Source organism: Rugamonas violacea (assembly GCF_016461825.1).
GTDB lineage: Bacteria > Pseudomonadota > Gammaproteobacteria > Burkholderiales > Burkholderiaceae_D > Rugamonas.
Genome location: NZ_JAEMNU010000049.1, coordinates 81,791 through 101,661 on the forward strand (window position 1 = coordinate 81,791; position 19,871 = coordinate 101,661).

17 protein-coding genes and 3 tRNA genes are annotated in these 19,871 nt (G+C 64.7%); 6 read left to right on the forward strand and 14 right to left on the reverse strand.

The annotated features are described in order from the left end of the window. Positions 1-63: 63 nt before the first annotated feature. The 6 genes from H7U20_RS10680 to H7U20_RS10705 all read right to left on the reverse strand — a co-directional run bounded on the left by H7U20_RS10680 (position 64) and on the right by H7U20_RS10705 (position 4,157). Positions 64-140 (reverse strand) — tRNA-Val (locus tag H7U20_RS10680). Positions 141-218: 78 nt separating this feature from the next. Continuing rightward, positions 219-295 (reverse strand) — tRNA-Val (locus H7U20_RS10685). Positions 296-360: 65 nt separating this feature from the next. Further along, positions 361-437: transfer RNA gene (locus H7U20_RS10690), tRNA-Val, on the reverse strand. A gap of 157 nt (positions 438-594) precedes the next feature. Next, entirely contained in the window at positions 595-2,841 is a 2,247-nt protein-coding gene (locus H7U20_RS10695) for a RelA/SpoT family protein (protein ID WP_199759132.1), read from the reverse strand. 5 nt (positions 2,842-2,846) lie between these two features. Next, positions 2,847-3,197, reverse strand: coding sequence for a RidA family protein (locus tag H7U20_RS10700; protein WP_199759133.1), 351 nt, complete (start codon positions 3,195-3,197; stop codon positions 2,847-2,849). Positions 3,198-3,275: 78 nt separating this feature from the next. Then, complete coding sequence (locus H7U20_RS10705) at positions 3,276-4,157, reverse strand: alpha/beta fold hydrolase (RefSeq protein WP_199759134.1); 882 nt, start codon at positions 4,155-4,157, stop codon at positions 3,276-3,278. 169 nt (positions 4,158-4,326) lie between these two features. On the opposite strand from H7U20_RS10705, the gene H7U20_RS10710 reads away from it, so the two are divergent. Together H7U20_RS10710 and H7U20_RS10715 are read left to right on the forward strand one after the other, a co-directional pair. Beyond that, positions 4,327-5,133, forward strand: a complete 807-nt coding sequence (locus H7U20_RS10710; protein WP_199759135.1) for a 3-hydroxybutyrate dehydrogenase — start codon at positions 4,327-4,329, stop codon at positions 5,131-5,133. Positions 5,134-5,391: 258 nt separating this feature from the next. Beyond that, positions 5,392-6,699, forward strand: coding sequence for a dicarboxylate/amino acid:cation symporter (locus H7U20_RS10715; RefSeq protein WP_199759136.1), 1,308 nt, complete (start codon positions 5,392-5,394; stop codon positions 6,697-6,699). Between the two features lie 69 nt (positions 6,700-6,768). Here H7U20_RS10715 and H7U20_RS10720 read toward each other — a convergent pair whose 3' ends face one another. The 3 genes from H7U20_RS10720 to H7U20_RS10730 all read right to left on the reverse strand — a co-directional run bounded on the left by H7U20_RS10720 (position 6,769) and on the right by H7U20_RS10730 (position 10,055). Next, complete coding sequence (locus H7U20_RS10720; protein ID WP_233410654.1) at positions 6,769-8,340, reverse strand: oleate hydratase; 1,572 nt, start codon at positions 8,338-8,340, stop codon at positions 6,769-6,771. A 311-nt stretch (positions 8,341-8,651) separates the two neighbouring features. Next, positions 8,652-9,302, reverse strand: a complete 651-nt coding sequence (locus tag H7U20_RS10725) for a CoA transferase subunit B (protein WP_199759138.1) — start codon at positions 9,300-9,302, stop codon at positions 8,652-8,654. 51 nt (positions 9,303-9,353) lie between these two features. After that, entirely contained in the window at positions 9,354-10,055 is a 702-nt protein-coding gene (locus tag H7U20_RS10730) for a CoA transferase subunit A (protein ID WP_199759139.1), read from the reverse strand. 151 nt (positions 10,056-10,206) lie between these two features. Between H7U20_RS10730 and H7U20_RS10735 the strand changes: the two genes are divergently transcribed. Further along, positions 10,207-10,767 (forward strand): LuxR C-terminal-related transcriptional regulator, encoded by a 561-nt coding sequence (locus H7U20_RS10735; protein ID WP_199759140.1) that lies wholly within the window; start codon positions 10,207-10,209, stop codon positions 10,765-10,767. A 129-nt stretch (positions 10,768-10,896) separates the two neighbouring features. Here the strand turns inward: H7U20_RS10735 and H7U20_RS10740 are convergent, their stop codons facing one another. Continuing rightward, positions 10,897-11,673 (reverse strand): SDR family oxidoreductase, encoded by a 777-nt coding sequence (locus H7U20_RS10740; RefSeq protein WP_199759141.1) that lies wholly within the window; start codon positions 11,671-11,673, stop codon positions 10,897-10,899. A 263-nt stretch (positions 11,674-11,936) separates the two neighbouring features. Here H7U20_RS10740 and H7U20_RS10745 point away from each other — a divergent pair, with 263 nt between their 5' ends. Beyond that, positions 11,937-13,565 (forward strand): electron transfer flavoprotein-ubiquinone oxidoreductase, encoded by a 1,629-nt coding sequence (locus H7U20_RS10745; protein ID WP_370593134.1) that lies wholly within the window; start codon positions 11,937-11,939, stop codon positions 13,563-13,565. Here the strand turns inward: H7U20_RS10745 and H7U20_RS10750 are convergent. Further along, complete coding sequence (locus H7U20_RS10750) at positions 13,550-13,834, reverse strand: hypothetical protein (protein ID WP_199759143.1); 285 nt, start codon at positions 13,832-13,834, stop codon at positions 13,550-13,552. The genes H7U20_RS10745 and H7U20_RS10750 overlap by 16 nt on opposite strands. A 41-nt stretch (positions 13,835-13,875) precedes the next feature. Here H7U20_RS10750 and H7U20_RS10755 point away from each other — a divergent pair, with 41 nt between their 5' ends. Further along, on the forward strand, positions 13,876-14,760 hold the full coding sequence (locus H7U20_RS10755; protein ID WP_199759144.1) for a flagellin N-terminal helical domain-containing protein: 885 nt from the start codon (positions 13,876-13,878) through the stop codon (positions 14,758-14,760). 98 nt (positions 14,761-14,858) lie between these two features. Further along, positions 14,859-15,770, forward strand: coding sequence for a hypothetical protein (locus tag H7U20_RS10760; protein ID WP_199759145.1), 912 nt, complete (start codon positions 14,859-14,861; stop codon positions 15,768-15,770). A gap of 97 nt (positions 15,771-15,867) precedes the next feature. Here the strand turns inward: H7U20_RS10760 and H7U20_RS10765 are convergent, their stop codons facing one another. Genes H7U20_RS10765 through fliR form a run of 3 tightly spaced genes read right to left on the reverse strand, consistent with a single transcriptional unit; the run spans position 15,868 to position 19,869 of the window. Further along, the gene (locus H7U20_RS10765) at positions 15,868-17,955 is read right to left on the reverse strand and encodes a flagellar biosynthesis protein FlhA (protein WP_199759146.1); all 2,088 of its coding nucleotides are present in this window, start codon (positions 17,953-17,955) and stop codon (positions 15,868-15,870) included. Next, positions 17,952-19,088: an EscU/YscU/HrcU family type III secretion system export apparatus switch protein gene (locus H7U20_RS10770; protein WP_199759147.1), complete on the reverse strand. Its 1,137-nt coding sequence runs from the start codon at positions 19,086-19,088 to the stop codon at positions 17,952-17,954. Before H7U20_RS10770 ends, H7U20_RS10765 begins: the two co-directional genes overlap by 4 nt. Beyond that, positions 19,081-19,869: a flagellar biosynthetic protein FliR gene (gene fliR / locus H7U20_RS10775; RefSeq protein ID WP_199759148.1), complete on the reverse strand. Its 789-nt coding sequence runs from the start codon at positions 19,867-19,869 to the stop codon at positions 19,081-19,083. The genes H7U20_RS10770 and fliR overlap by 8 nt, the downstream gene beginning before the upstream one ends. Positions 19,870-19,871: the final 2 nt, after the last annotated feature.

A 19,871-nucleotide genomic window follows, 5' to 3' on the forward strand; every position in this document is an offset into this window, starting at 1 on the left:
AAATCTTGGTAGTAGTTCGCGGTGTCATAACCGGTTTTGCCTTTCTCGCTCTTACATATATTCTGGTGGGCGGTGAGGAATTCGAATCCCCGACCCCTTGGATGTCGACCAAGTATTCTAACCAGCTGAACTAACCGCCCTCGGCCTGCACATTTTACTGCACCTGCGTTTTATTACTCTTTACCGCTGCCATTACCCTACTAGCGTACCGCGTATTCTGGTGGGCGGTGAGGAATTCGAATCCCCGACCCCTTGGATGTCGACCAAGTATTCTAACCAGCTGAACTAACCGCCCTGTGCCGCGCATTATACCGCGCCTGCCTTGTTTCTACTACCCTGCTACTACCGTATTACTTGTTCTGGTGGGCGGTGAGGAATTCGAATCCCCGACCCCTTGGATGTCGACCAAGTATTCTAACCAGCTGAACTAACCGCCCGAAGCACAGAATTATAGAGAGCCAAGCCGACAATTACAAGGGCTTTTCATAGGAAAGATTAATGAAAAGCACCGAACACTGGCAAAGCGCTTGTTGCGGCGCGCCCACGGCGGGTCGGCGGGCGGCGCATCCAGCCGCCGCCGATCAATACCCGGCACTAGGCGCGCCGCGCTTCCTGCACGCCGCCCACCTCGGCGATCGAGGTCAGCGCCTTTTGCAACTGCGCCGTGGCGCCGATCTCCGCCGTGAAGGTCATGCGCGCCTGCCCCTTGGCGCTTTGCGTGTTGACGCCGATGACGTTGATCTTCTCGCGCGAGAAGATCTCCGAGATGTCGCGCAACAAACCCTGGCGGTCGCCGGCCAGGATGAAGATGTCGACCGGGTAGACCGTGTCCGACTGGGCGCGGCCCCATTCGGTGAAGATGACCCGCTCCGGCGCCTTGCTGCGCATCTCGGCGAAGTTCTTGCAGGTGGCGCGGTGGATCGAGACGCCCTTGCCGCGCGTGACGAAGCCGACGATGCCGTCCGGCGGCGCCGGCTTGCAACACTTGGCCAGCGCCGTCATCAGGCCGTCGGTGCCGACCACCAGCACACCGGACTTGGCGCCCTGCTCGACGCTGGAGGCGCGGCTCTTGCCGAGGACGACGGCGTCCTCCGGCTCGGCCACCTCGCCGGTGTCGTGCAGCGCCTGCTCGACGTGGCGCAGGCTGAACTCGTCCTTGCCGACCGAGAGGAACAAATCGTCGACCTTGGCGAAGCCGAGCTTGTGCGCCAGCGACTCCAGGTTGACGGCGGTCTTGCCCTCGCGCTGCAAGGATTTTTCCACCAGCGCGCGGCCGTTCGACAGCGTCTCCTGCATGTCGATGGCGTGGAACCAGGCGCGGATCTTCGAGCGGGTGCGGGTGCTGACCGTGTAGTCGTTGCCCAGCCAGTCGCGCGACGGGCCGGCGGTGCCGGGCGCGCCCTTGGCGGTGATGATCTCGCAGGTCTGGCCGTTCTTCAGCGGCGTGTTGAGCGGCACCATGACGCCGTCGACGCGGGCGCCACGGCAGCGGTGGCCGACATCGCTGTGCAGATGGTAGGCGAAGTCGACCGCCGTGGCGCCGACCGGCAGCTCAAGCACGCGGGCCTGCGGCGTCAGCACGAAGATGCGGTCGTCCAGCGCGGCCGACTTGAGCTTCTCGACCCACTCGCGCTGGATGTCCTCCTGGCCGACCACGGCGTCGGCGACGTCGGACTTCCAGGCCAGCAGCTGGCGCAGCCAGGCGATCTTCTCGTCGTACTTCTGGCCGGAGAAGTTGGAACCGCCCTCCTCCTTGTAGCGCCAGTGCGCCGCCACGCCGTATTCGGCGAAGCTGTGCATCTCCTGGGTGCGGATCTGCACCTCCAGCGGCCGGCCGTCCTCCGCCGTCACCACCGTGTGCAGCGACTGGTAGCCGTTCGGCTTCGGCCGCGAGATGTAATCGTCGAATTCCTTCGGGATCGGGGTCCAGATGTTGTGCACCACGCCGAGCACGGTGTAGCAGGTCTTGACGTCGCCGACGATGACGCGGAAGGCGCGCACGTCGTACAGGTCGGTGAAGTCGAGCTCCTTGCCGCGCATCTTGCTCCAGATGCTGTAGATGTGCTTGGGCCGGCCGAACACCTCGGCCTGGATGCCGGCCGCCGCCATCTCGGTCTGCAGGCGCAGGATGGACGAGGCGACGAAGCCCTCGCGCATCATGCGCTTCTCTTCGAGCATCTTGGCGATGCGCTTGTAGGCCTCCGGCTCGATGAAGCGGAACGACAAGTCCTCCAGCTCCCACTTGAGCTGCCAGATGCCCAGGCGGTTGGCCAGCGGCGCGTACAAATCCAAGGTCTCGCGGCCGTAGGCGCGGGTGATCTCGTCGAAGCGCTTGCTGTCGGCGAAGTAGCGCAAGGTGGTGACGCAGGACGCCAGGCGCACCAGCACCACGCGCATGTCCGAGGCCATCGCCAGCAGCATCTTGCGCAGCGTTTCGACCTGGGCCACGGCCAGCTGGGCGGCGTTCCGGCCGCGCCCGCCGGCGCCGTGCTGGCCGACGGTCAGCTCGCGCAGGCGGATCAGCTGGCGCACGCCGCCGGCCAGGTCGCAGACCTCCTGGCCGAAGCGCGGCTCGATGGTCGGCACCTGGGTCGGGTCGAGCAGGGTCAGCTCGAACATCAGGCCGGCGATGCGGGTCTCGGCGTCGGAACGCAGGAAGGCCAGGGTGCTGGCCACGCCGACGGAAAAGTCGAAGGCGCTCTGGCCGTGGCTGCTGACGGTGGCGCCGTACACCTCGCTGGCGTAGTCGAGCGCGGCGAGCACCCGCGCGCCGTCCTCGGCCGTGAGGCCCTGCACCAGCTGGTCCGAGGTCGCGCTATTGAGCGCCGCGATGGAAACCATCGTCGCTAGCGCTGCGCGGCGACGATGACGATCTCGACCAGCACGGCCGGATCGGCCAGCTTGGCCTCGACGGTGGCGCGCGGCGGCGTGTGGCCGCTCGGCACCCAGTTGTCCCACTCCTCGTTCATGCCGGCGAAGTGCGCCAGGTCGGCGATGTAGATCTGGCAGCTGAGCACGCAGGTCTTGTCGCTGCCCGCTTCGGCCAGCAGGCGGTCGACATGGCCCAGCACCTCGCGGGTCTGGCCCTGGATGTCTTGCGTGGTGTCCTCGGCGATCTGGCCGGCCAGATAGACCGTGCTGTTGTGGATGGCCACTTCGGACAGGCGCTTGCCTACATACAGTCGTTTGATTTCCATGCTATTTACTCTCAATCTTGGTTCTAAAACAGTGAAGCGAATACGGTGCTGCAAACAACGGTAGATGCGGCCGCGCGTCTACTTATTCAACAGGAATTTGCGCACGATGGCGATCTGCTCGTCGTGGATGAAGGTCGGCGCGTGGCCGACGCCGGCGATCTCGACCAGCTCGGCGCGCGGGCCGCGTTGGGTCATGCCCAGCGCCGTCTCGCGCGACAGCAGGTCGGAGTCGGCGCCGCGCACCAGCAAGGTCGGGCAGACGATGGCGTCGTAGGCGCTCCACAGCGCCGCCTCGTCGGCCTGGGCCGACTCCGGCGTGGCCGAGCGGAACGGCTGCGCCAGTCCCATATCGTAGTGGCGCACCCACATGCCGTCCTTGTCCTGGCGCAGCACGTCGGCCGCCAGCTTGTGCCACTCGGCCTCGCTGTGCGGACCGAACGGCAGCGACACGTCGCGGATGAACTTGGCCGCCTCGTCGAAGGTGTGGAAGCGCAGGTCCTGGCCGATGTAGTCGCCGATGCGCTGCAGCGCCGTCGGATCGAGCACCGGGCCGATGTCGTTGAGGATCAGTTTGCCGACCGGGCTGTCCGCCAGCGCCGCCATGCCCAGGCCGATCAAGCCGCCCATCGAGGTGCCGAACCAGTCGACCGTCTGGCGCTCGCCGTTGGCCAGCACGCGCGCCAGCAGGGTCACCATGTCGCTGACATATTGCGGGATGCGGTAGAGCTGCGGGTTGCGCAGGCGGCCGGAGCGGCCGCGACCGACCACGTCGGGGCAGACCACGCGGTAGTCGGCGGCCAGGGCGCGCGCCATGCTGTCGAAGTCGTCGGCGACGCGGGTCACGCCATGCACGCACACCAATACCTTCGGGTTGTCGGCGTCGCCCCATTCCTTGTACGCCATCTGGTGCAGACCAGCCATCGACAAACACTGAACCGACTTTATTTTTGCTTCGAGCATGCCACTTCCTTGTCTGATGCGGATTCGTCGCCAAATGGCCGCATGGGGATTTTTATGTAATGTTGTCCAGAGATGACATTTTACCGGTCGTTGCGCTTAAAATCTTACCGCAGTGTAGCGCAGCGGCGCCCATACCACCAACCCAACATCTTTTACCACAGGGGAAACCATGGCAAGCACTAACGCAGGCAAGCTCTTGAGCGGCAAAACGGCACTCGTCACCGGCTCCACCTCGGGCATCGGCCTGGGCATGGCGCGCGCGCTGGCCGGCAGCGGCGCCAACATCCTGTTCAACGGCTTCGGCGACGCCGGCGAGATCGAACAATTGCAACGCGACGTGGCCCAGGAGTTCGGCGTGCAAACCGCCTACCACAACGCCGACATGTCCAAGCCGGCCGAGATCGAGTCGATGATCGCCTTCGCCGACGACAAGTTCGGCGGCGTCGACGTGCTGGTCAACAACGCCGGGATTCAATATGTCGCCAACATCGAGGACTTCCCCACCGAGAAGTGGGACGCCATCATCGCCATCAACCTGAGCTCGGCCTTCCACACCTCGCGCCTGGTGCTGCCGCGCATGCGCGCCAAGAACTGGGGCCGCATCATCAACCTGGCCTCGACCCACGGCCTGGTCGGCTCGGCGCAAAAGTCGGCCTATGTGGCGGCCAAGCACGGCCTGATCGGCCTGACCAAGGTCGGCGCGCTGGAGACGGCCACCACCGGCGTGACCGTCAACGCCATCTGCCCCGGCTTCGTGCTGACGCCGCTGGTGCAAAAGCAGGTCGACGCGCGCGCCGGCAAGGACGGCATCAGCAACGAGGCCGCCAAGCAAGCCCTGCTGGCCGACAAGCAACCGTCCGGCGAGTTCGTCACGCCCGAGGAGCTGGGCGCGCTGGCGGTGTTCCTCTGCAGCGACGCCGCCAAGCAGGTGCGCGGCGTGGCCTGGAACATGGACGGCGGCTGGGTCGCCCAGTAGGCGGCGCGGCACAAGTGGGGGGCGCCGATGGCGCCAAAACCACCCGAAGGCGGAGAGCCGGGGTCAGACCCCGCGGGGTCTGACCCCAGTTTGCGCCGCTGGGTTTGTGCCTCGCCCCCCCCCTGATTCGCGCCTGTGGGCCGGCCGCCACAGCCAGATATCACCAACCGTGATTTGCGGTTAACCACAATGGTGATATCTGGCGGCTTGATCCATCATGAACTCCTCAAATATCCCATCGCTTCCCGAGGAGCTTCCGTGAAAAAGCCTTTCTACAAAATTCTCTACATCCAGGTGCTGTTCGCCATCGCCTGCGGTATCTTGCTCGGGGAATTCTTCCCCAAAGACGCGGTGGCGATGAAGCCGCTGGGTGACGGTTTCATCAAACTGATCAAAATGATCATCGCGCCGGTGATCTTCTGCACCGTCGTGTCCGGCATCGCCGGCATGCAGGACATCAAGAAGATCGGCCGCGTCGGCGGCAAGGCCCTGTTGTACTTCGAGGTGGTGTCCACCTTCGCGCTGGTGATCGGCCTGTTCGTCGCCAACATCCTGCGCCCGGGCGCCGGCTTCAACGCCGACCCGGCCACGCTCGACACCAAGGCGATCGCCGAGTACACCGCCAAGGCCAAGGGCCAGTCGACCATCGACTTCGTCATGAACATCATCCCCAACACCGTGGTCGACGCCTTCGCCAAGGGCGAGATCCTGCAGGTGCTGCTGGTCGCCATCCTGTTCGGTTTCGCCCTGTCGCTGCTGGGCGAGCGCGGCAAGCCGGTCACCAAGCTGATCGACGACCTGTCGGCCGCCATCTTCGCCGTCGTCGGCATCATCATGAAAGCCGCCCCGGTCGGCGCCTTCGGCGCCATGGCCTTCACCATCGGCAAGTACGGTATCGCCTCGCTGAAGCCGCTGGCGGCGCTGATGGGCTCCTTCTACCTGACCTGCGGCCTGTTCATCTTCATCGTGCTCGGCGCCATCTGCAAATACACCGGCTTCTCGATCGGCCGCTTCATCCTCTACATCAAGGAAGAACTGCTGATCGTGCTGGGCACCAGCTCGTCGGAAAGCGCCCTGCCCTCGCTGATGACCAAACTGGAGCGTCTGGGCTGCTCGAAATCGGTGGTCGGCCTGGTGGTTCCCACCGGCTACTCGTTCAACCTGGACGGCACCAACATCTACATGACCATGGCCGCCCTGTTCGTCGCCCAGGCCACCAACACCGACCTGACGCTGACCCAGGAACTGACCATCCTCGGCGTGGCGATGTTGACCTCGAAGGGCGCCTCCGGCATCACCGGCGCCGGCTTCATCACCCTGGCGGCGACCCTGGCCGTGGTGCCGACCATTCCGGTGGCCGGCATGGCGCTGATCCTCGGCATCGACCGCTTCATGAGCGAATGTCGCGCCCTGACCAACTTCATCGGCAACGGTGTGGCCACGGTGGTGGTGTCGAACTGGGAAAAGGAATTGAACCACGACACGCTGAAACGTGAACTGGCCAACCCGGGCTCGACGGTGACCGATCCCGACCTGATCCCGGTGACCCGCGCGCACCACGCCTAAACCGGGCGCTGCGGCGAAAAAAATCCCCGCACATCGCTGTGCGGGGATTTTTTTATTGGCCGGCCGTTGTTACTGGAAGGCTTTGACCAGCGCGTCGAACTTGACCTTCAGCGAGTGGTCGTGGGCGTGCACAGGCGGCACTTCGCGCTCGACATTGAGCAGCTGATAGACCGCCATCTGCGCCGCCCGCACCGAGTATTCGACGGTGAAGACGACGTCGTCGGCGACCTCGACGAACTGGCTGACGAAGGCCAGGTTGCGGGTCTGGAGCGGCACCGGCAGCGGCCGGTCGCTCTTAACGCGCGGCATGAACATGCTGGTGATGTAGGGCATGCGGCAGGGAATGCAGTTGGCCTTGGCCATCACTTCGTAGTCGAAGTTCAGGTGGCCGCACAGCTCGCGCAGGATTTCCTCGCCGCTGCAGTCGGCCATCGGTTTGGCGACGAAGTTGCCGATGCGGTCGGGATGCAACGCATAGCCCCAGAACACTTGCACGCCCTCTGGCTGGCCGGCGAAGTGCGGCTGGTGCGCCAGCACAATCGACATGAACCAGTTGGAATCCTTGAAGGTGACCAGGCCGCCGGTGCCGGCGGTATTGCCGCTGAATTTCTCCATGCGGTCGAAGAAGGTGCTGTCGTGCAGGGTAACGGTGAACGACTCCCACCACGATTCGGGAATGCTGGAATTGAAGGCGGCCGGATTGCCGAATTGCGGCCGGCCCTGCGCCATTTTCTCCCACAGGGTCCAGCCGCCACTGTCGCGCTTGGTCAGCTTGGGCGGCGCGCTGTCCATCGAACCGTAGCTGGCGGCGTCCGTCATCGAGCCGTTCTGGAAGAACAGCAGGTCGTCGGGGCCGAGTTCGATACGCTCGCCGACGCCGTCGCGCAGACATTGCAGCGCCGTCGCCATGGTCAGGCCGTCCTGCTCCTTGAGTTCGATATCCTCGACCTTGCAGCCGGTTTGCACGCGCACGCCCTGCTGCTGCAACCAGTGCTGCAAGGGGCGCACCAGCGAATCGTACTGGTTGTAGACGGTGCGCTTGACGCCGGCCAGCGTTTCGATGCGCGAGAACTCCATCATGAAGCGGTGCAGATAGCGCTTGAACTCGACCGCGCTGTGCCAGGGTTGGAAGGCGAAGGTGGTGGCCCACATGAACCAGAACTTGGTCTCGAAGAAGGCCGGCGACAGCCAGTCGGTGATGGCGGTGCCGTCCAGCGTCTCCTCGCTGGCTTCGCTCAAGCGCAACAATTCCATGCGGTCGCTCATCGAGAAGCCCATCGATTTGACGTCCAGCTTGAAGCGGTTGCGGTCGACCAGCCGCGCCATCGAGTGCGACACGTGTTTCTCGTTGAAGGCGATGGTCTCGTCGTAGACGCTGCGGCCGGGATGCTCCAGCGAGGGAATCGACTTGAACAGATCCCAGGTGCATTCGTAGTTGTCGGTGGTCAGCATGCGGCCGCCGCGCAAGGTGTAGCCGTCGGTCGGATTGCCGCCGCCGTCGAGGCTGCCGCCGGCGACGTCCATGGCCTCCAGGATGGTGATGTCGGCGCCGTGGACGCCGCCGTCGCGGATCATGAAGGCGGCGGCGGCGAGCGAACCGATGCCGCCTCCGACCAGATAGGCTTTGATTGGGGTATGCATTTTATCCTTGTGGTATGAATTGCAATGATTGTATGTTGGACAAATCATCAAGTCCGTGCGCTACCCCACGCAGAGCGAAGCGGCCGGTCGCGCGCCGGCGCCGGTCTGTGAAGAAAACCCAGCGGCAGGGACTGGGGTCGGACCCCGCGGGTCCGACCCCGGCGGTCCGCCTTTGGGTTCGAGAGCCGCCGGCGCCTCAACGAGGTCACGGCCGCATGCCCTTGCCCTTGCCCTTGCCCTTGTATGCCGGCGTAAACGGCAACGGCACGCCGGAGGGGCGTGCCGTTGTGTGCTTCAGTGCGGGCGCAAGCTTACACGGCGGACACGTCCAGCTCGGCGCCGGTGGCGGCCTTGACCTGGTCCTTGCTGACGCCGGGCGCCAGTTCGATCAGCTTGAGGCCCTGCGGCGTCACTTCGATCACGCCGAGGTCGGTGATGATCAGGTCGACCACGCCGACGCCGGTCAGCGGCAGGTCGCATTTCGTCAGCAGCTTGTGCGAGGTCGAGCCGTCCTTGGCGGTGGCGACGTGCTCCATCAGCACGACGACGCGCTTGACGCCGGCCACCAGGTCCATCGCGCCGCCCATGCCCTTGACCATTTTGCCCGGGATCATCCAGTTGGCCAGGTCGCCCTGTTGCGACACCTGCATCGCGCCGAGGATGGCCAGGTTGATCTTGCCGCCGCGGATCATGCCGAAGGAATCGGCCGAGCTGAAGTAGGCCGAACCGGGCAGCGCCGTCACGGTCTGCTTGCCGGCGTTGATGAGGTCGGCGTCGACCTCGGCGTCGGTCGGGAAGGGGCCGATGCCCAGCAGGCCGTTTTCCGACTGCAGGAACACCTCGATGTCCTGCGGCACATAGTTGGCCACCAGGGTGGGCAGGCCGATGCCCAGGTTCACATAAAAACCGTCCTGCAATTCTTTCGCCGCGCGGGCGGCCATTTCGTCACGAGTCCATGCCATAGTAATCTCCGTCGTTCTTTGTTCTGGGGGCGCTGCCGGGGGGGTAAGCGGCTAAGCGGCGGCGCGCACGGTGCGCTGCTCGATGCGTTTTTCCGGCGTGGCGTTGACCACGATGCGGTGCACGAAGATGCTCGGCAGGTGGACCTGGTCGGGATCGATCTCGCCGACCTCGACCAGCTCCTCGACCTCGGCGATGGTGATCTTGCCGGCCATCGCCACGTTCGGGTTGAAGTTGCGCGCGGTCTTGCGGAACACCAGGTTGCCGGCCTTGTCGGCCTTCCAGGCCTTGACCAGCGACACGTCCGACACCAGGCTGCGCTCCATCACGTACTGCTCGCCGTCGAACTCGCGGATCTCCTTGCCCTCGGCGACGATGGTGCCGACGCCGGTCTTGGTGAAGAAGGCCGGGATGCCGGCGCCGCCGGCGCGCAGTTTTTCCGCCAGCGTGCCCTGCGGGGTGAATTCGAGCTCCAGCTCGCCGGCCAGGTATTGGCGGGCGAACTCCTTGTTCTCGCCGACGTAGGAGGCGATCATCTTCTTGATCTGGCGGGTCTCGAGCAACTGGCCGAGGCCGAAGCCGTCGACGCCGGCGTTGTTGGAGATGGCGGTCAGCCCGGTCACGCCGGAGTCGCGCAGCGCCAGGATCAGGGCCTCGGGGATGCCGCACAGGCCGAAGCCGCCGACGGCGATGGTTTGACCATTTTGGACCACGCCAGCCAGGGCTGAGGCGGCGTCCGGATACACTTTGTTCATACGCGTCCCTTATCTTTTGTTAAGCTGTGTCGCTTTGTTTTGTTGATATCGCATGCAGCGCAACGTCTCAGCATAAAATACACAAAACAAAAGCACAATACCGTAGAACTACCTGCATTCTTTCCCTCGACCAGAATTGAAACCGCGCCAGATGAATGCACCGCAAGCCATCGATTACGAAACCATTTTCCTGCACGCGCCGGTCGGCATGTGCATCTCCGAGAACCGCGTCATCCAGTCCTGCAACGAGGCGCTGGCGGCGATGTTCGGCTACAGCCGGGCCATGCTCGAAGGCCTGTCGTTCCAGGTGCTCTACCCCACCGTCGACGAATTCCTGCGCACCGGCGACCGCATCATCCCGATCATGAACGCGCGCGGCCGCTATTCGGACGAGCGGATCATGCGGCGGGCCAACCAGGAACTGTTCTGGTGCCACGTCAGCGGCCACGCGCTCAAACTCAACGAGCCGCTCGGGCCGGGCATCTGGACTTTCGAGGACGTCAGCGAGAAACGTCCGGTGACCGCCGAGCTGACCCCGCGCGAGCGCGAAATCGCCGCCCTGCTGGTCGAAGGCAAGACCAGCAAGATCATCGCGCGGCAGATCGACCTGTCGCCGCGCACGGTGGAGATGCACCGGGCCAAGCTGATGCGCAAATTCTCCGCCGCCACCTCGTCCGAGCTGGTCCACAAACTGGTCGGCCTGCACCTCTAGCGCCCGGTCAAAAACCACCCAACGGCAGAGAGCCGGGGCCGGACCCGGCGCGCCAAGGCGGGGAGTCCAACCCCGGATTTCGCCGCTGGGTTCGCTTGACTCACCGCGCCCGCCGCGCGCGGCCCGTCCTCACATCGCCAGCATGCCGTCGTCGGCCGAGATGATGGCGCCGTTGATGAAGTGCGAATCCTCGCCGGCCAGCAACAGCAGCAAACCGTCGAGGTCCTCCGGCTTGCCGGCACGCTTGCGCGGCAGCATGTCGACCAGTTTCTGGCCCTGTTCGCTGGCGAAATACTCTTCGTTGATCTCGGTCGAGATATAGCCCGGGCAGATGGCGTTGGTGTTGATGTTGTACTTGCCCCACTCGACCGCCATGGCCTTGGTCATCTGCACCACGCCGGCCTTGCTCATGCAGTAGACGCCGATCTGCGGCAGCACGCGCAGGCCGGCCACCGAGGCGATGTTGATGATGCGGTGTTGTTTTTTGGGATCGCCCTTGGCGCGCGCGATCATCCGCTTGGCGGTCTGCTGGGCGACGAAAAAGGCGCCGCGCAGATTGGTGTCCATGACGAAGGCGTAGTCCTCCGGCGAGACGTCGACCAGGCGCTGGGTGTTGGACACGCCGGAGTTGTTGACCAGGATGTCGATCGGTCCGGCCTCCGTCTCGGCGTGGGCGATGGCCGACTTGATGCTGGCGAAATCGGTCACGTCCAGGCTGACCACGTGGGCCGCGCCGCCGTCGGCTTCGATCTCGGCGCGCAGCTCCTTGAGGCGTTCGGTGCGGCGCGAGGCCAGCACCACTTGCGCGCCGGCCTGGGCCAGCACCTTGGCGAAGCGCGCGCCCAGGCCGCTGGAGGCGCCGGTGATCAGCGCGATTTTTCCCTCAAAATTGACTTCTATGCCCACGAGCTACTCCCTTACTTGGAACTATCTGATTGTCTGGTGATCCATTGTAGACGCGCGGCGCGCATGCCTGCGCTATCTAAACGCAATCATTACACAAATCGCCAGTATTAGATTGCGGCATCTAATAATGTCCCTCAAAATGGCGCCAAAGTTGCAATCCGCAGCAAAAAGAAGCACACTCGTGCTTAAATTTTTCTCCACTATAAAAAAACACCATGACACAGCCTAATAATCTAGTTGAACAGTACGGCCCACGCGACGCGATGGAATACGACGTCGTGATCGTCGGCGGTGGCCCTGCGGGCTTGTCGGCGGCGATCAAGATCAAGCAGTTGGCGGCCGAGAAGGGCCAGGAAGTCTCCGTCGTCGTGCTGGAAAAAGGCGGCGAGCTGGGCGCGCACATCCTGTCGGGCGCGGTGATGGACCCGAAGGCCTTGACCGAACTGATCCCCAACTGGAAGGAACTGGGCGCGCCGCTGCACACCGAGGTGAGCGAAGACCGCGTGCTGTTCCTGACCGAGACCAAGGCCTTCAAGACGCCGAACTTCGCCCTGCCGGCCTGTTTTGAAAACCACGGCAACTATGTCATTTCGCTGGGCAACGTGGTGCGCTGGCTGGGCCAGCAGGCCGAGGCGCTGGGCGTCGAGGTGTTCCCCGGCTTCGCCGCCGCCGAGATCCTGTACAACGACGACGGCTCGGTCAAGGGCGTGGCCACCGGCAACATGGGCGTCAAGCGCGACGGCGAGCCCGGCCCCGACTTCCAGATCGGCATGGAGCTGCACGGCAAGTACACCCTGTTCGCCGAGGGCGCCCGCGGCCACCTGGGCAAACAGTTGATGGCCAAGTACGACCTGAACAAGGGCAAGGACCCGCAATCCTACGGCATCGGCATCAAGGAACTGTGGGAGATCGACCCGGCCAAGCACCAACCCGGCCTGGTGGTGCACACCACCGGCTGGCCGCTCGACAGCAAGACCTACGGCGGCTCCTTCCTCTACCACTTGGAAAACAACCAGGTGATGGTCGGCTACGTGGTCGGCCTGAGCTACGAGAACCCCTACCTGTCGCCGTATGAGGAGTTCCAGCGCTACAAGACCCACCCGGCCATCCGTGGCTTCTTCGAGGGCGGCAAGCGGATCTCCTACGGCGCCCGCGCCATCACCGCCGGCGGCCTGCAGTCGCTGCCGAAGCTGGTGTTCCCGGGCGGCGCGCTGATCGGTTGCGACGCCGGCTTCCTCAACATGAGCCGCATCAAGGGCAGCCACGCCGCCATCAAGAGCGGCATGCTGGTCGCCGAGGCGGTGTTCGGCGCGCTGGGCGAGCAACGCCAGCACGACGAGCTGAGCGCCTTCCCGGCCGCCTTCGAGCAATCCTGGCTGCACGAGGAGCTGCACGTGGCGCGCAACGTCAAGCCATGGCTGAGCAAGGGCCTGTACCTGGGCTCCGTGATGACCGTCATCGACCAGTTGATCCTGCGCGGCAAGGCGCCGTGGACCTTGCGCCACAGCTACGCCGACCACGAGTGCCTGAAGCCGGCGGCCCAATGCACCCCCATCGTCTATCCCAAGCCGGATGGCAAGCTGACCTTCGACCGTCTGTCGTCGGTGTTCATCTCCAACACCAACCACGCCGAGGACCAGCCGATCCACCTGACCCTGAAGAACGCCAGCGTGCCGGTCGACGTCAACCTGGCCCAGTTCGCCGGTCCGGAAGCGCGCTACTGCCCGGCCGGGGTGTACGAGTTCGTCAAGACCGACGAGGGCGCCGACCGCCTGCAGATCAACGCGCAGAACTGCGTGCACTGCAAGACCTGCGACATCAAGGACCCGACCCAGAACATCGTCTGGATCACGCCGGAGGGCGGCGGCGGACCGAACTATCCAAACATGTAAATATGCAAACCCTTGGTCCGGCCCGCCGGACTAGGCGGGAAAGCAACAAAACAGCGCGCGGTGAGCCCCACCCCGCGCTGTTTTTTCTTTTCCAAACGTAATTTCCCGCGCCAGAACGGCGGAAACGGCCCATAATCCGCAGGTGGAAACGCCGCGAACGGCAGGCCTGGCGGGTGTTTTAAGGGCTGAAGTAATTTATTTTCGAAAATTTCCACAAAGCATTTAATGCCCACCCCACATTGGTCGTCTTGTACTTGGGAGAGCATCAAAACGTTGCTCCGAACTGAACCCACCTACCAGGAGTTATTTCATGCTGAGTCTTCACACCAACGCTGCGGCCCTTTCCGCACAAAACTCGATCGGTCGCACCCAGTCCAGCCTGTCGACTTCGCAGACCCGCCTGAGCACCGGCTTCCGTGTCAACTCGGCAATGGACGACGCCGCCGGCCTGCAGATCGCCACCCGCCTGAAAGCCCAGACCAGCGGCATGGCCGTGGCAATGCGCAACACCCAGAATTCGATCTCGATGATGCAGACCGCCGAAGGCGCGCTGGACGAAACCACCAACATCCTGGTCCGCATGAAAGACTTGGCCACCCAAGCGGCTGATGCCTCGTCGAACGCCACCGACAAGGACGCCATGCAGTCGGAATATGATTCGCTGACCAGCGAATTGAGCAACATCATGGCCAACACCAAGTTCGGCGGCACGACGCTGCTGACCAGTGCATCGGGTAAATTCGCCGCCAGCGTCGACTTCCAGATCGGTTCGGACACGAGCGAAAAAATGACCATGGATCTGTCCCAGCAGGTAACCGATGTGCATGCCGACATCGCTCTTGCAGCCGCCGACTACAGCACCGCCGGCACGGCATCGGCCGGCCACGCCACCGGACTGGGCGAGCTTGCCAGCGGCACCGCCAACGCCACCATCGCCAAGCTGGCCACGTCCATCGACACCGTCGGCAAGCTGCGTTCGGCGTTGGGTGCCAACTCGAACCGCCTCGACCACGTCTACAACAACTTGTCGAACATCTCGACCAACACCAAGTCGGCTACCGGCCGCATCATGGACACCGACTTCGCCGCTGAATCGTCGAGCATGACCTCGAACCAGATGTTGCTGCAAGCCGGCACCGCGATGCTGAAACAAAGCAACAGCACCTCGTCGCTGGTTATGTCCCTGCTGCAATAATCGTAGCGTCTTCCTGATCTGGCAACAGGCGGGAACACAAGGAGCCAACCGGAAACCCGGTTGGCTTTTTTTTTGCCGGCAAGACATGAGAAAGCGCAATGGCATTTGACCGCATAGAACCCACCACCGCGCCGCTCGGCCCGCTCGACCGGCAAGACCGCAACACCGGCCCGGCGCCCGCCACCGGCGGCGACGGCGTCTATCCGCTCGGCCCCTTGGGCGCCGGCGCGGTCGACCTATTGCTCGAAGGCGGCGAGGGCCGGCCCCGGGCGCAGGCGGGCATGGACGCGCTGTTCAGCAACAAACCCAACGCCGGCGATCCGGCGGCGATGCAGCCGAACCAGTTGTTCATGTCGCGCCAGATGGTCTGGCATCCGCCCGACACCAGCACCATGGCCGCGTCCTGGGCCGTCATGGTGCGCACCTACGGCACCCAGCGCGATGCGCTGATGCAACAAGCCAACGGCCAGCACGTGCCGGCCAGCCTGTTCATGGCCGACCACACGCCGACGTCGATGCGCGAGGGCCGCCCCGGCCTGCCGCTGGTCACCGAAATGGAACCGTGGCGCTTCGCCGTCTACGCCTGGGGGGCGGAAAAACTGGTGTTGAAGGTGATCGCCAAGGATGGCGACGCGGAGAATTCACGCCGCCGCCGGCGCCGTGTCGCGCTGCGGCTGGAGTTGATGCTGCCGGGCGTGGGCCGGGTGGTGATCCAGATGGAGCCGGCCGGCTCCGGCGTGGTGCTCGAAGTGGGGGCGCTACAAAGCTCGGCGATGCAGCACATGCGCGAGATGCTGCCGCAACTGGCCTCGACGGTCAGCCGCTCCGGCCTGACCATCCTGCGCTGCCGCCTGCTGCGCGAGTTGACGCCGAGCGCACACGGCGCCGACTATCCGACCCGCGAACTGACCGCCATGCTGAGCCAGGCGATCTTCAAGGCCATGGCCGAGGTGGCAGTGCTGCTGTCGCAGCCGTTGCCGCCGGACGAGCTGTTCTCCGAAACGGCCTGAGCCGCCACCCCGGCGGCGGCCGCGCCGCGCCGTCCAATGCGAAATGGCGCCGCGCGGCGCCATTTTTCCCATCCGCGGGCCGGCGCGCCCCGCCCCGCTAGCCCACCGTGCCGATGATGCTGACCTCGCGGTTCTCCGGAATCTCGTTGTAGGACAGCACGTGCAGACCGGGCGCGAACAGGCGGGCGTAGCGCGCCAGCAAGGGGCGGATCTGCGGCAACACCAGCAGCAGCGGCGGCGTGGCCTGCTGCTTCATTTGCTCGCGCGCCACCGGCATGTTGACCTGCAACTGGGCCAGCAGGTGCGGATCGATCGGATAGTTGTCGAGCACCACCTTGCCGCTCTGCCGGGCCTGGTTCAGCGAGCCGAGCAGCATGTTCTCCAGGTCGCCGCCCAGGTTGAAGGCCTGCATCTCCGGCTTCTGGCCGAACAGGCTGGAGACGATCTGCCGGCGCAGCGCGCAGCGCACCTCGGCGGCCAGCAGGATCGGGTCCTTGGTGGTCTCCGAGCTGTCGAGCAGGGTGGTGGCGATTGGCACGATATCCTTCAGCGACACATTTTCGGCCAGCAGCACGCGGAACACCCGCAGCAACTGGGTGTGGGTCAGCGCCTTGTCCAGCGCGCCGGACAGCTTGGGCGACAGCGCCGCCAGCCGCTCCAGCAGGGCCGGCACGTCCTCGTGGCGGAACAGCTCGGGCAGGTACTCGCGGATCAGCTTGGAGAGGTGGGTGGCGATCGCGCTCGGCGCCTCGACCACCTGGTAGCCCAGGCCCAGCGCGTTGGCCTTCTCGCCCGTCTCGATCCAGGTGACCGGCATGCCGTAGGCCGGCTCGACGCCGGGAATGCCGTCGATCTGGCCGTACACATTATGCGAAGGAATCGCCATCAGGCGGTCGGGGAACACCTCGGCCGAGGCCACCACGGTGCCCGACAACATCACCGCGTACTGCGAGGGCTTCAGGCCGAGGTCGTCGCGCACGGAAATCGGCGGCAACAGCAGGCCCATCGCTTCGGACAGGCTCTGGCGCAGGCCCTTGATGCGCTTGGACAGCGGCTCGCCCTGGGTCTTGTCGATCATGCCGACCAGCTTGTAGCCCAAGGCCACCTGCAGCGGCGCCACCGCCGGCAGGCTCTGCCATTCCAGCTCGGGCGCGCGCTCCTCGCGCAGGGCCGACTCGATGGCGGCCAGGTTGTCGTTGTCGGGCGCCTTGACGTGCTGGCTGAGCTTCCAGCCGACAAAGCCGAGCACGGCGGCGAAGCCGGTGAACATCATCCACGGCATGCCCGGCACCATGGCCAGCACCAACATCATGCCGGAGGCGCTGAGGATCACCGGCGGCGAGGCCAGCAGCTGGCTGCCGACCTGCTGCTCGAAGTCGCCCGAGTCGGAGATGCGGGTCACCAGGATGGCGGCGGCGGCCGACAGCAGCAGCGCCGGGATCTGCGCCACCAGGCCGTCGCCGATGGTCAGCAGGGCGTACTGGCGGAAAGCCTCGCCGAAGCTCATGTCCTGCATCAGCGAGCCGATGGCGACGCCGCCGACCATGTTGATGATCAGAATCAGGATGCTGGCGACGGCGTCGCCGCGGACGAACTTCGAGGCGCCGTCCATGGCGCCGTAGAAGTCGGCCTCGGCGGCGACGTCGAGACGGCGCGCCTGGGCCTTTTCCTGGTTGATCAGGCCGGCGTTCAGGTCGGCGTCGATGGCCATCTGCTTGCCCGGCAGCGCGTCCAGCGTGAAGCGGGCCGAGACCTCGGAGATCCGCTCGGCGCCCTTGGTGACGACGGCGAAGTTGATGATCATCAGGATCACGAAGACCACGATACCGACGACGAAGTTGCCGCCGATGACGACCTTGCCGAAGGCCTCGATCACCTGGCCGGCCGAGGCGGTGCCCTCGTGGCCGTGCAGCAGCACCACCCGGGTCGAGGCGACGTTCAAGGTCAGCCGCATCATGGTGGTGGCCAGGATCACCGTCGGGAACACCGAGAAGTCGAGCGGCCGCTTGGCCGAGACGCTGACCAGGATGACGATCAGGGCCAGCACGATGTTGAAGGTGAACATCACGTCGAGCAGGACGGGCGGCAGCGGCAGGATGATCATCGCCAAGATCACCAGCAGGAAGGCCGGTGTGGCGAATTTGTGGCGACGCAGTTCTGCGATCATCCGGTTCAGGAAATTCATGACGGCGAAACCTCACTCATGGACGGTGGAATGACCACCTCGTTGGGGAATGGTGGCTGGGCGGCGCGCCGCCCAGTACGGAAAGCTTGCAGTTGCAACACATAGTTCAACACCTGCGAGACGGCCTGGTACAACTGCACCGGGATCTGCTGGTTGACCTGGCTGGTGTTGTAGATGGCGCGCGCCAGCGGCGGCAGCGGCAGCACCTCGATCTTGAACTCGGCGGCGAGCTGGCGGATGTACAGCGCCATCTCGTCGACGCCCTTGGCCACCACGTAGGGCGCCTCGGCGCGCCCCTCGTCGTACTTGAGGGCGACGGCGTAGTGCTCCGGGTTGACGATGACGACGTCGGCGGTGGGCACGGTCTTGCGCGCGCTGCGCTTGGCCATCTGCCGCTGCAACTGGCGGATGCGGTTCTTCACCTCGGGCCGGCCCTCGTTGCTCTTGTGCTCCTCCTTCATGTCCTGCTTGCTCATGCGCTGCTGCTTGGCGAAGAAGTAGGCCTGGGCCGGCACGTCGATCAGGGCGAAGATGATGAACACCGAGCACAGCGACATCAAGCCGTCGAGCATCAGGTTCGAGCCGCTCATCATCGCCTGGCCCAGCGGCATGTGCTGCAACTGGGTGTAGTCGCGCACGGTGGAGCGGGCGACGTGGGTCAGCACCCAGATCAGCACGCCGGCCTTGCCGATCGAGATCAGAAACTCGAAGCCGTGCTTGGCGGAAAACAGGCGGCCCAGGTTGGTGGCCGGACTCAGCCGTTCCATCTTGAACGACCAGTTCTTGGTGCTGGCCACCCAGCCGCCCGGCACCATCGCGCCGAGCACGATGAACATGGGCACCACGAAGAGCGGCACCAGCATCTTCAGCAGCAGCCAGATGGCGCTGGAAAAGACGATCGACAGGGCGTTGTCCATCGAGCCCTCGCTGGCCAGCGGCTGGAAGCCCTGGTGGAACAGTTCGAGGAACTCGCCGTAATAGGTCGGCAGCAGGTAGACGAACAGCTTCAGGCTGACCAGGATGCCGATCGCCGTCGACAGGTCGCGCGAGCGCACCACCTGCCCCTCCTGGCGCGACTTCTTGAGCTTCTGCTGTGAAGCCTTTTCTGTTTTGTCGTCGGTCGACTCAGCCATGGCCGGCCGCCCGCATCTGCGCCTGGATCATCTCCAGCACGCGGTCGGTCATCATCGCATAGTGTTCGGGGACGAAGCGCACCACCTGCACCAGCATCAGCAGGCCGAAGATGGTGATCACCGAGAAGCCCAGGGCGAACAGGTTGAGGCTGGGGGCGACCCGGTTGAGGAAGCCGAAGCCCAGTTGCACCACCAGGGTGGAGAACACCACCGGGATGGCCAGCAGCATCGCCGCCGAGAAGATCCAGGCGACGTTGTAGGCCACCGTCTGCAGCAGCAGCGGGCCGTAGCCCCGGCCCAGCGGCCAGGCCTTGAAGCTGTGCGCCAGCACCGAGGTGAGCACCAGGTGGCCGTCGATGGCGAAGAAGACGATGATGGCCAGCACCGACAGCAGCGCCGAGACGACGTCGGACGACTGGCCGTTCATCGGATCGTTCATCACCGCCATCGAAAAGCCCATCTGCGAGGAGACCAGGAAGCCGAGCACGCCGATCACCGCCATGCTGAAGTGGAAGGCCAGGCCCAGCACGAAGCCGATCAGCGCCTGCTCGACGCTGGCCAGCACGCCCTGCAGCGACATCGGGTCGATGGTGGCGGACGGGCCGGCGCCGGTCAAGGGCAGCAGCACGATCGACAGCACCAGCGAGACCAGCACGCGCACGGTGACCGGGGTGGCCGCCTCGCCGATCACCGGCGCGGCCGACAACAGGGCCATGCAGCGGCAGAACGGCCACCACAGCGCGGTCAACATCGGCAGCAACTGGCTGAACACGGTTTCCATGG

What these genes read in the sequence shown, in the direction of transcription:
- H7U20_RS10695 (WP_199759132.1), bottom strand. Translation starts at nt 2,841, where the DNA reads ATGGTTTCCATCGCGGCGCTCAATAGCGCGACCTCGGACCAGCTGGTG.
- H7U20_RS10700 (WP_199759133.1), bottom strand. Translation starts at nt 3,197, where the DNA reads ATGGAAATCAAACGACTGTATGTAGGCAAGCGCCTGTCCGAAGTGGCC.
- H7U20_RS10705 (WP_199759134.1), bottom strand. Translation starts at nt 4,157, where the DNA reads ATGCTCGAAGCAAAAATAAAGTCGGTTCAGTGTTTGTCGATGGCTGGT.
- H7U20_RS10710 (WP_199759135.1), top strand. Translation starts at nt 4,327, where the DNA reads ATGGCAAGCACTAACGCAGGCAAGCTCTTGAGCGGCAAAACGGCACTC.
- H7U20_RS10720 (WP_233410654.1), bottom strand. Translation starts at nt 8,340, where the DNA reads ATGCATACCCCAATCAAAGCCTATCTGGTCGGAGGCGGCATCGGTTCG.
- H7U20_RS10725 (WP_199759138.1), bottom strand. Translation starts at nt 9,302, where the DNA reads ATGGCATGGACTCGTGACGAAATGGCCGCCCGCGCGGCGAAAGAATTG.
- H7U20_RS10730 (WP_199759139.1), bottom strand. Translation starts at nt 10,055, where the DNA reads ATGAACAAAGTGTATCCGGACGCCGCCTCAGCCCTGGCTGGCGTGGTC.
- H7U20_RS10735 (WP_199759140.1), top strand. Translation starts at nt 10,207, where the DNA reads ATGAATGCACCGCAAGCCATCGATTACGAAACCATTTTCCTGCACGCG.
- H7U20_RS10745 (WP_370593134.1), top strand. Translation starts at nt 11,937, where the DNA reads ATGGAATACGACGTCGTGATCGTCGGCGGTGGCCCTGCGGGCTTGTCG.
- H7U20_RS10755 (WP_199759144.1), top strand. Translation starts at nt 13,876, where the DNA reads ATGCTGAGTCTTCACACCAACGCTGCGGCCCTTTCCGCACAAAACTCG.
- H7U20_RS10760 (WP_199759145.1), top strand. Translation starts at nt 14,859, where the DNA reads ATGGCATTTGACCGCATAGAACCCACCACCGCGCCGCTCGGCCCGCTC.
- H7U20_RS10765 (WP_199759146.1), bottom strand. Translation starts at nt 17,955, where the DNA reads ATGAATTTCCTGAACCGGATGATCGCAGAACTGCGTCGCCACAAATTC.
- H7U20_RS10770 (WP_199759147.1), bottom strand. Translation starts at nt 19,088, where the DNA reads ATGGCTGAGTCGACCGACGACAAAACAGAAAAGGCTTCACAGCAGAAG.
- fliR (WP_199759148.1), bottom strand. Translation starts at nt 19,869, where the DNA reads ATGGAAACCGTGTTCAGCCAGTTGCTGCCGATGTTGACCGCGCTGTGG.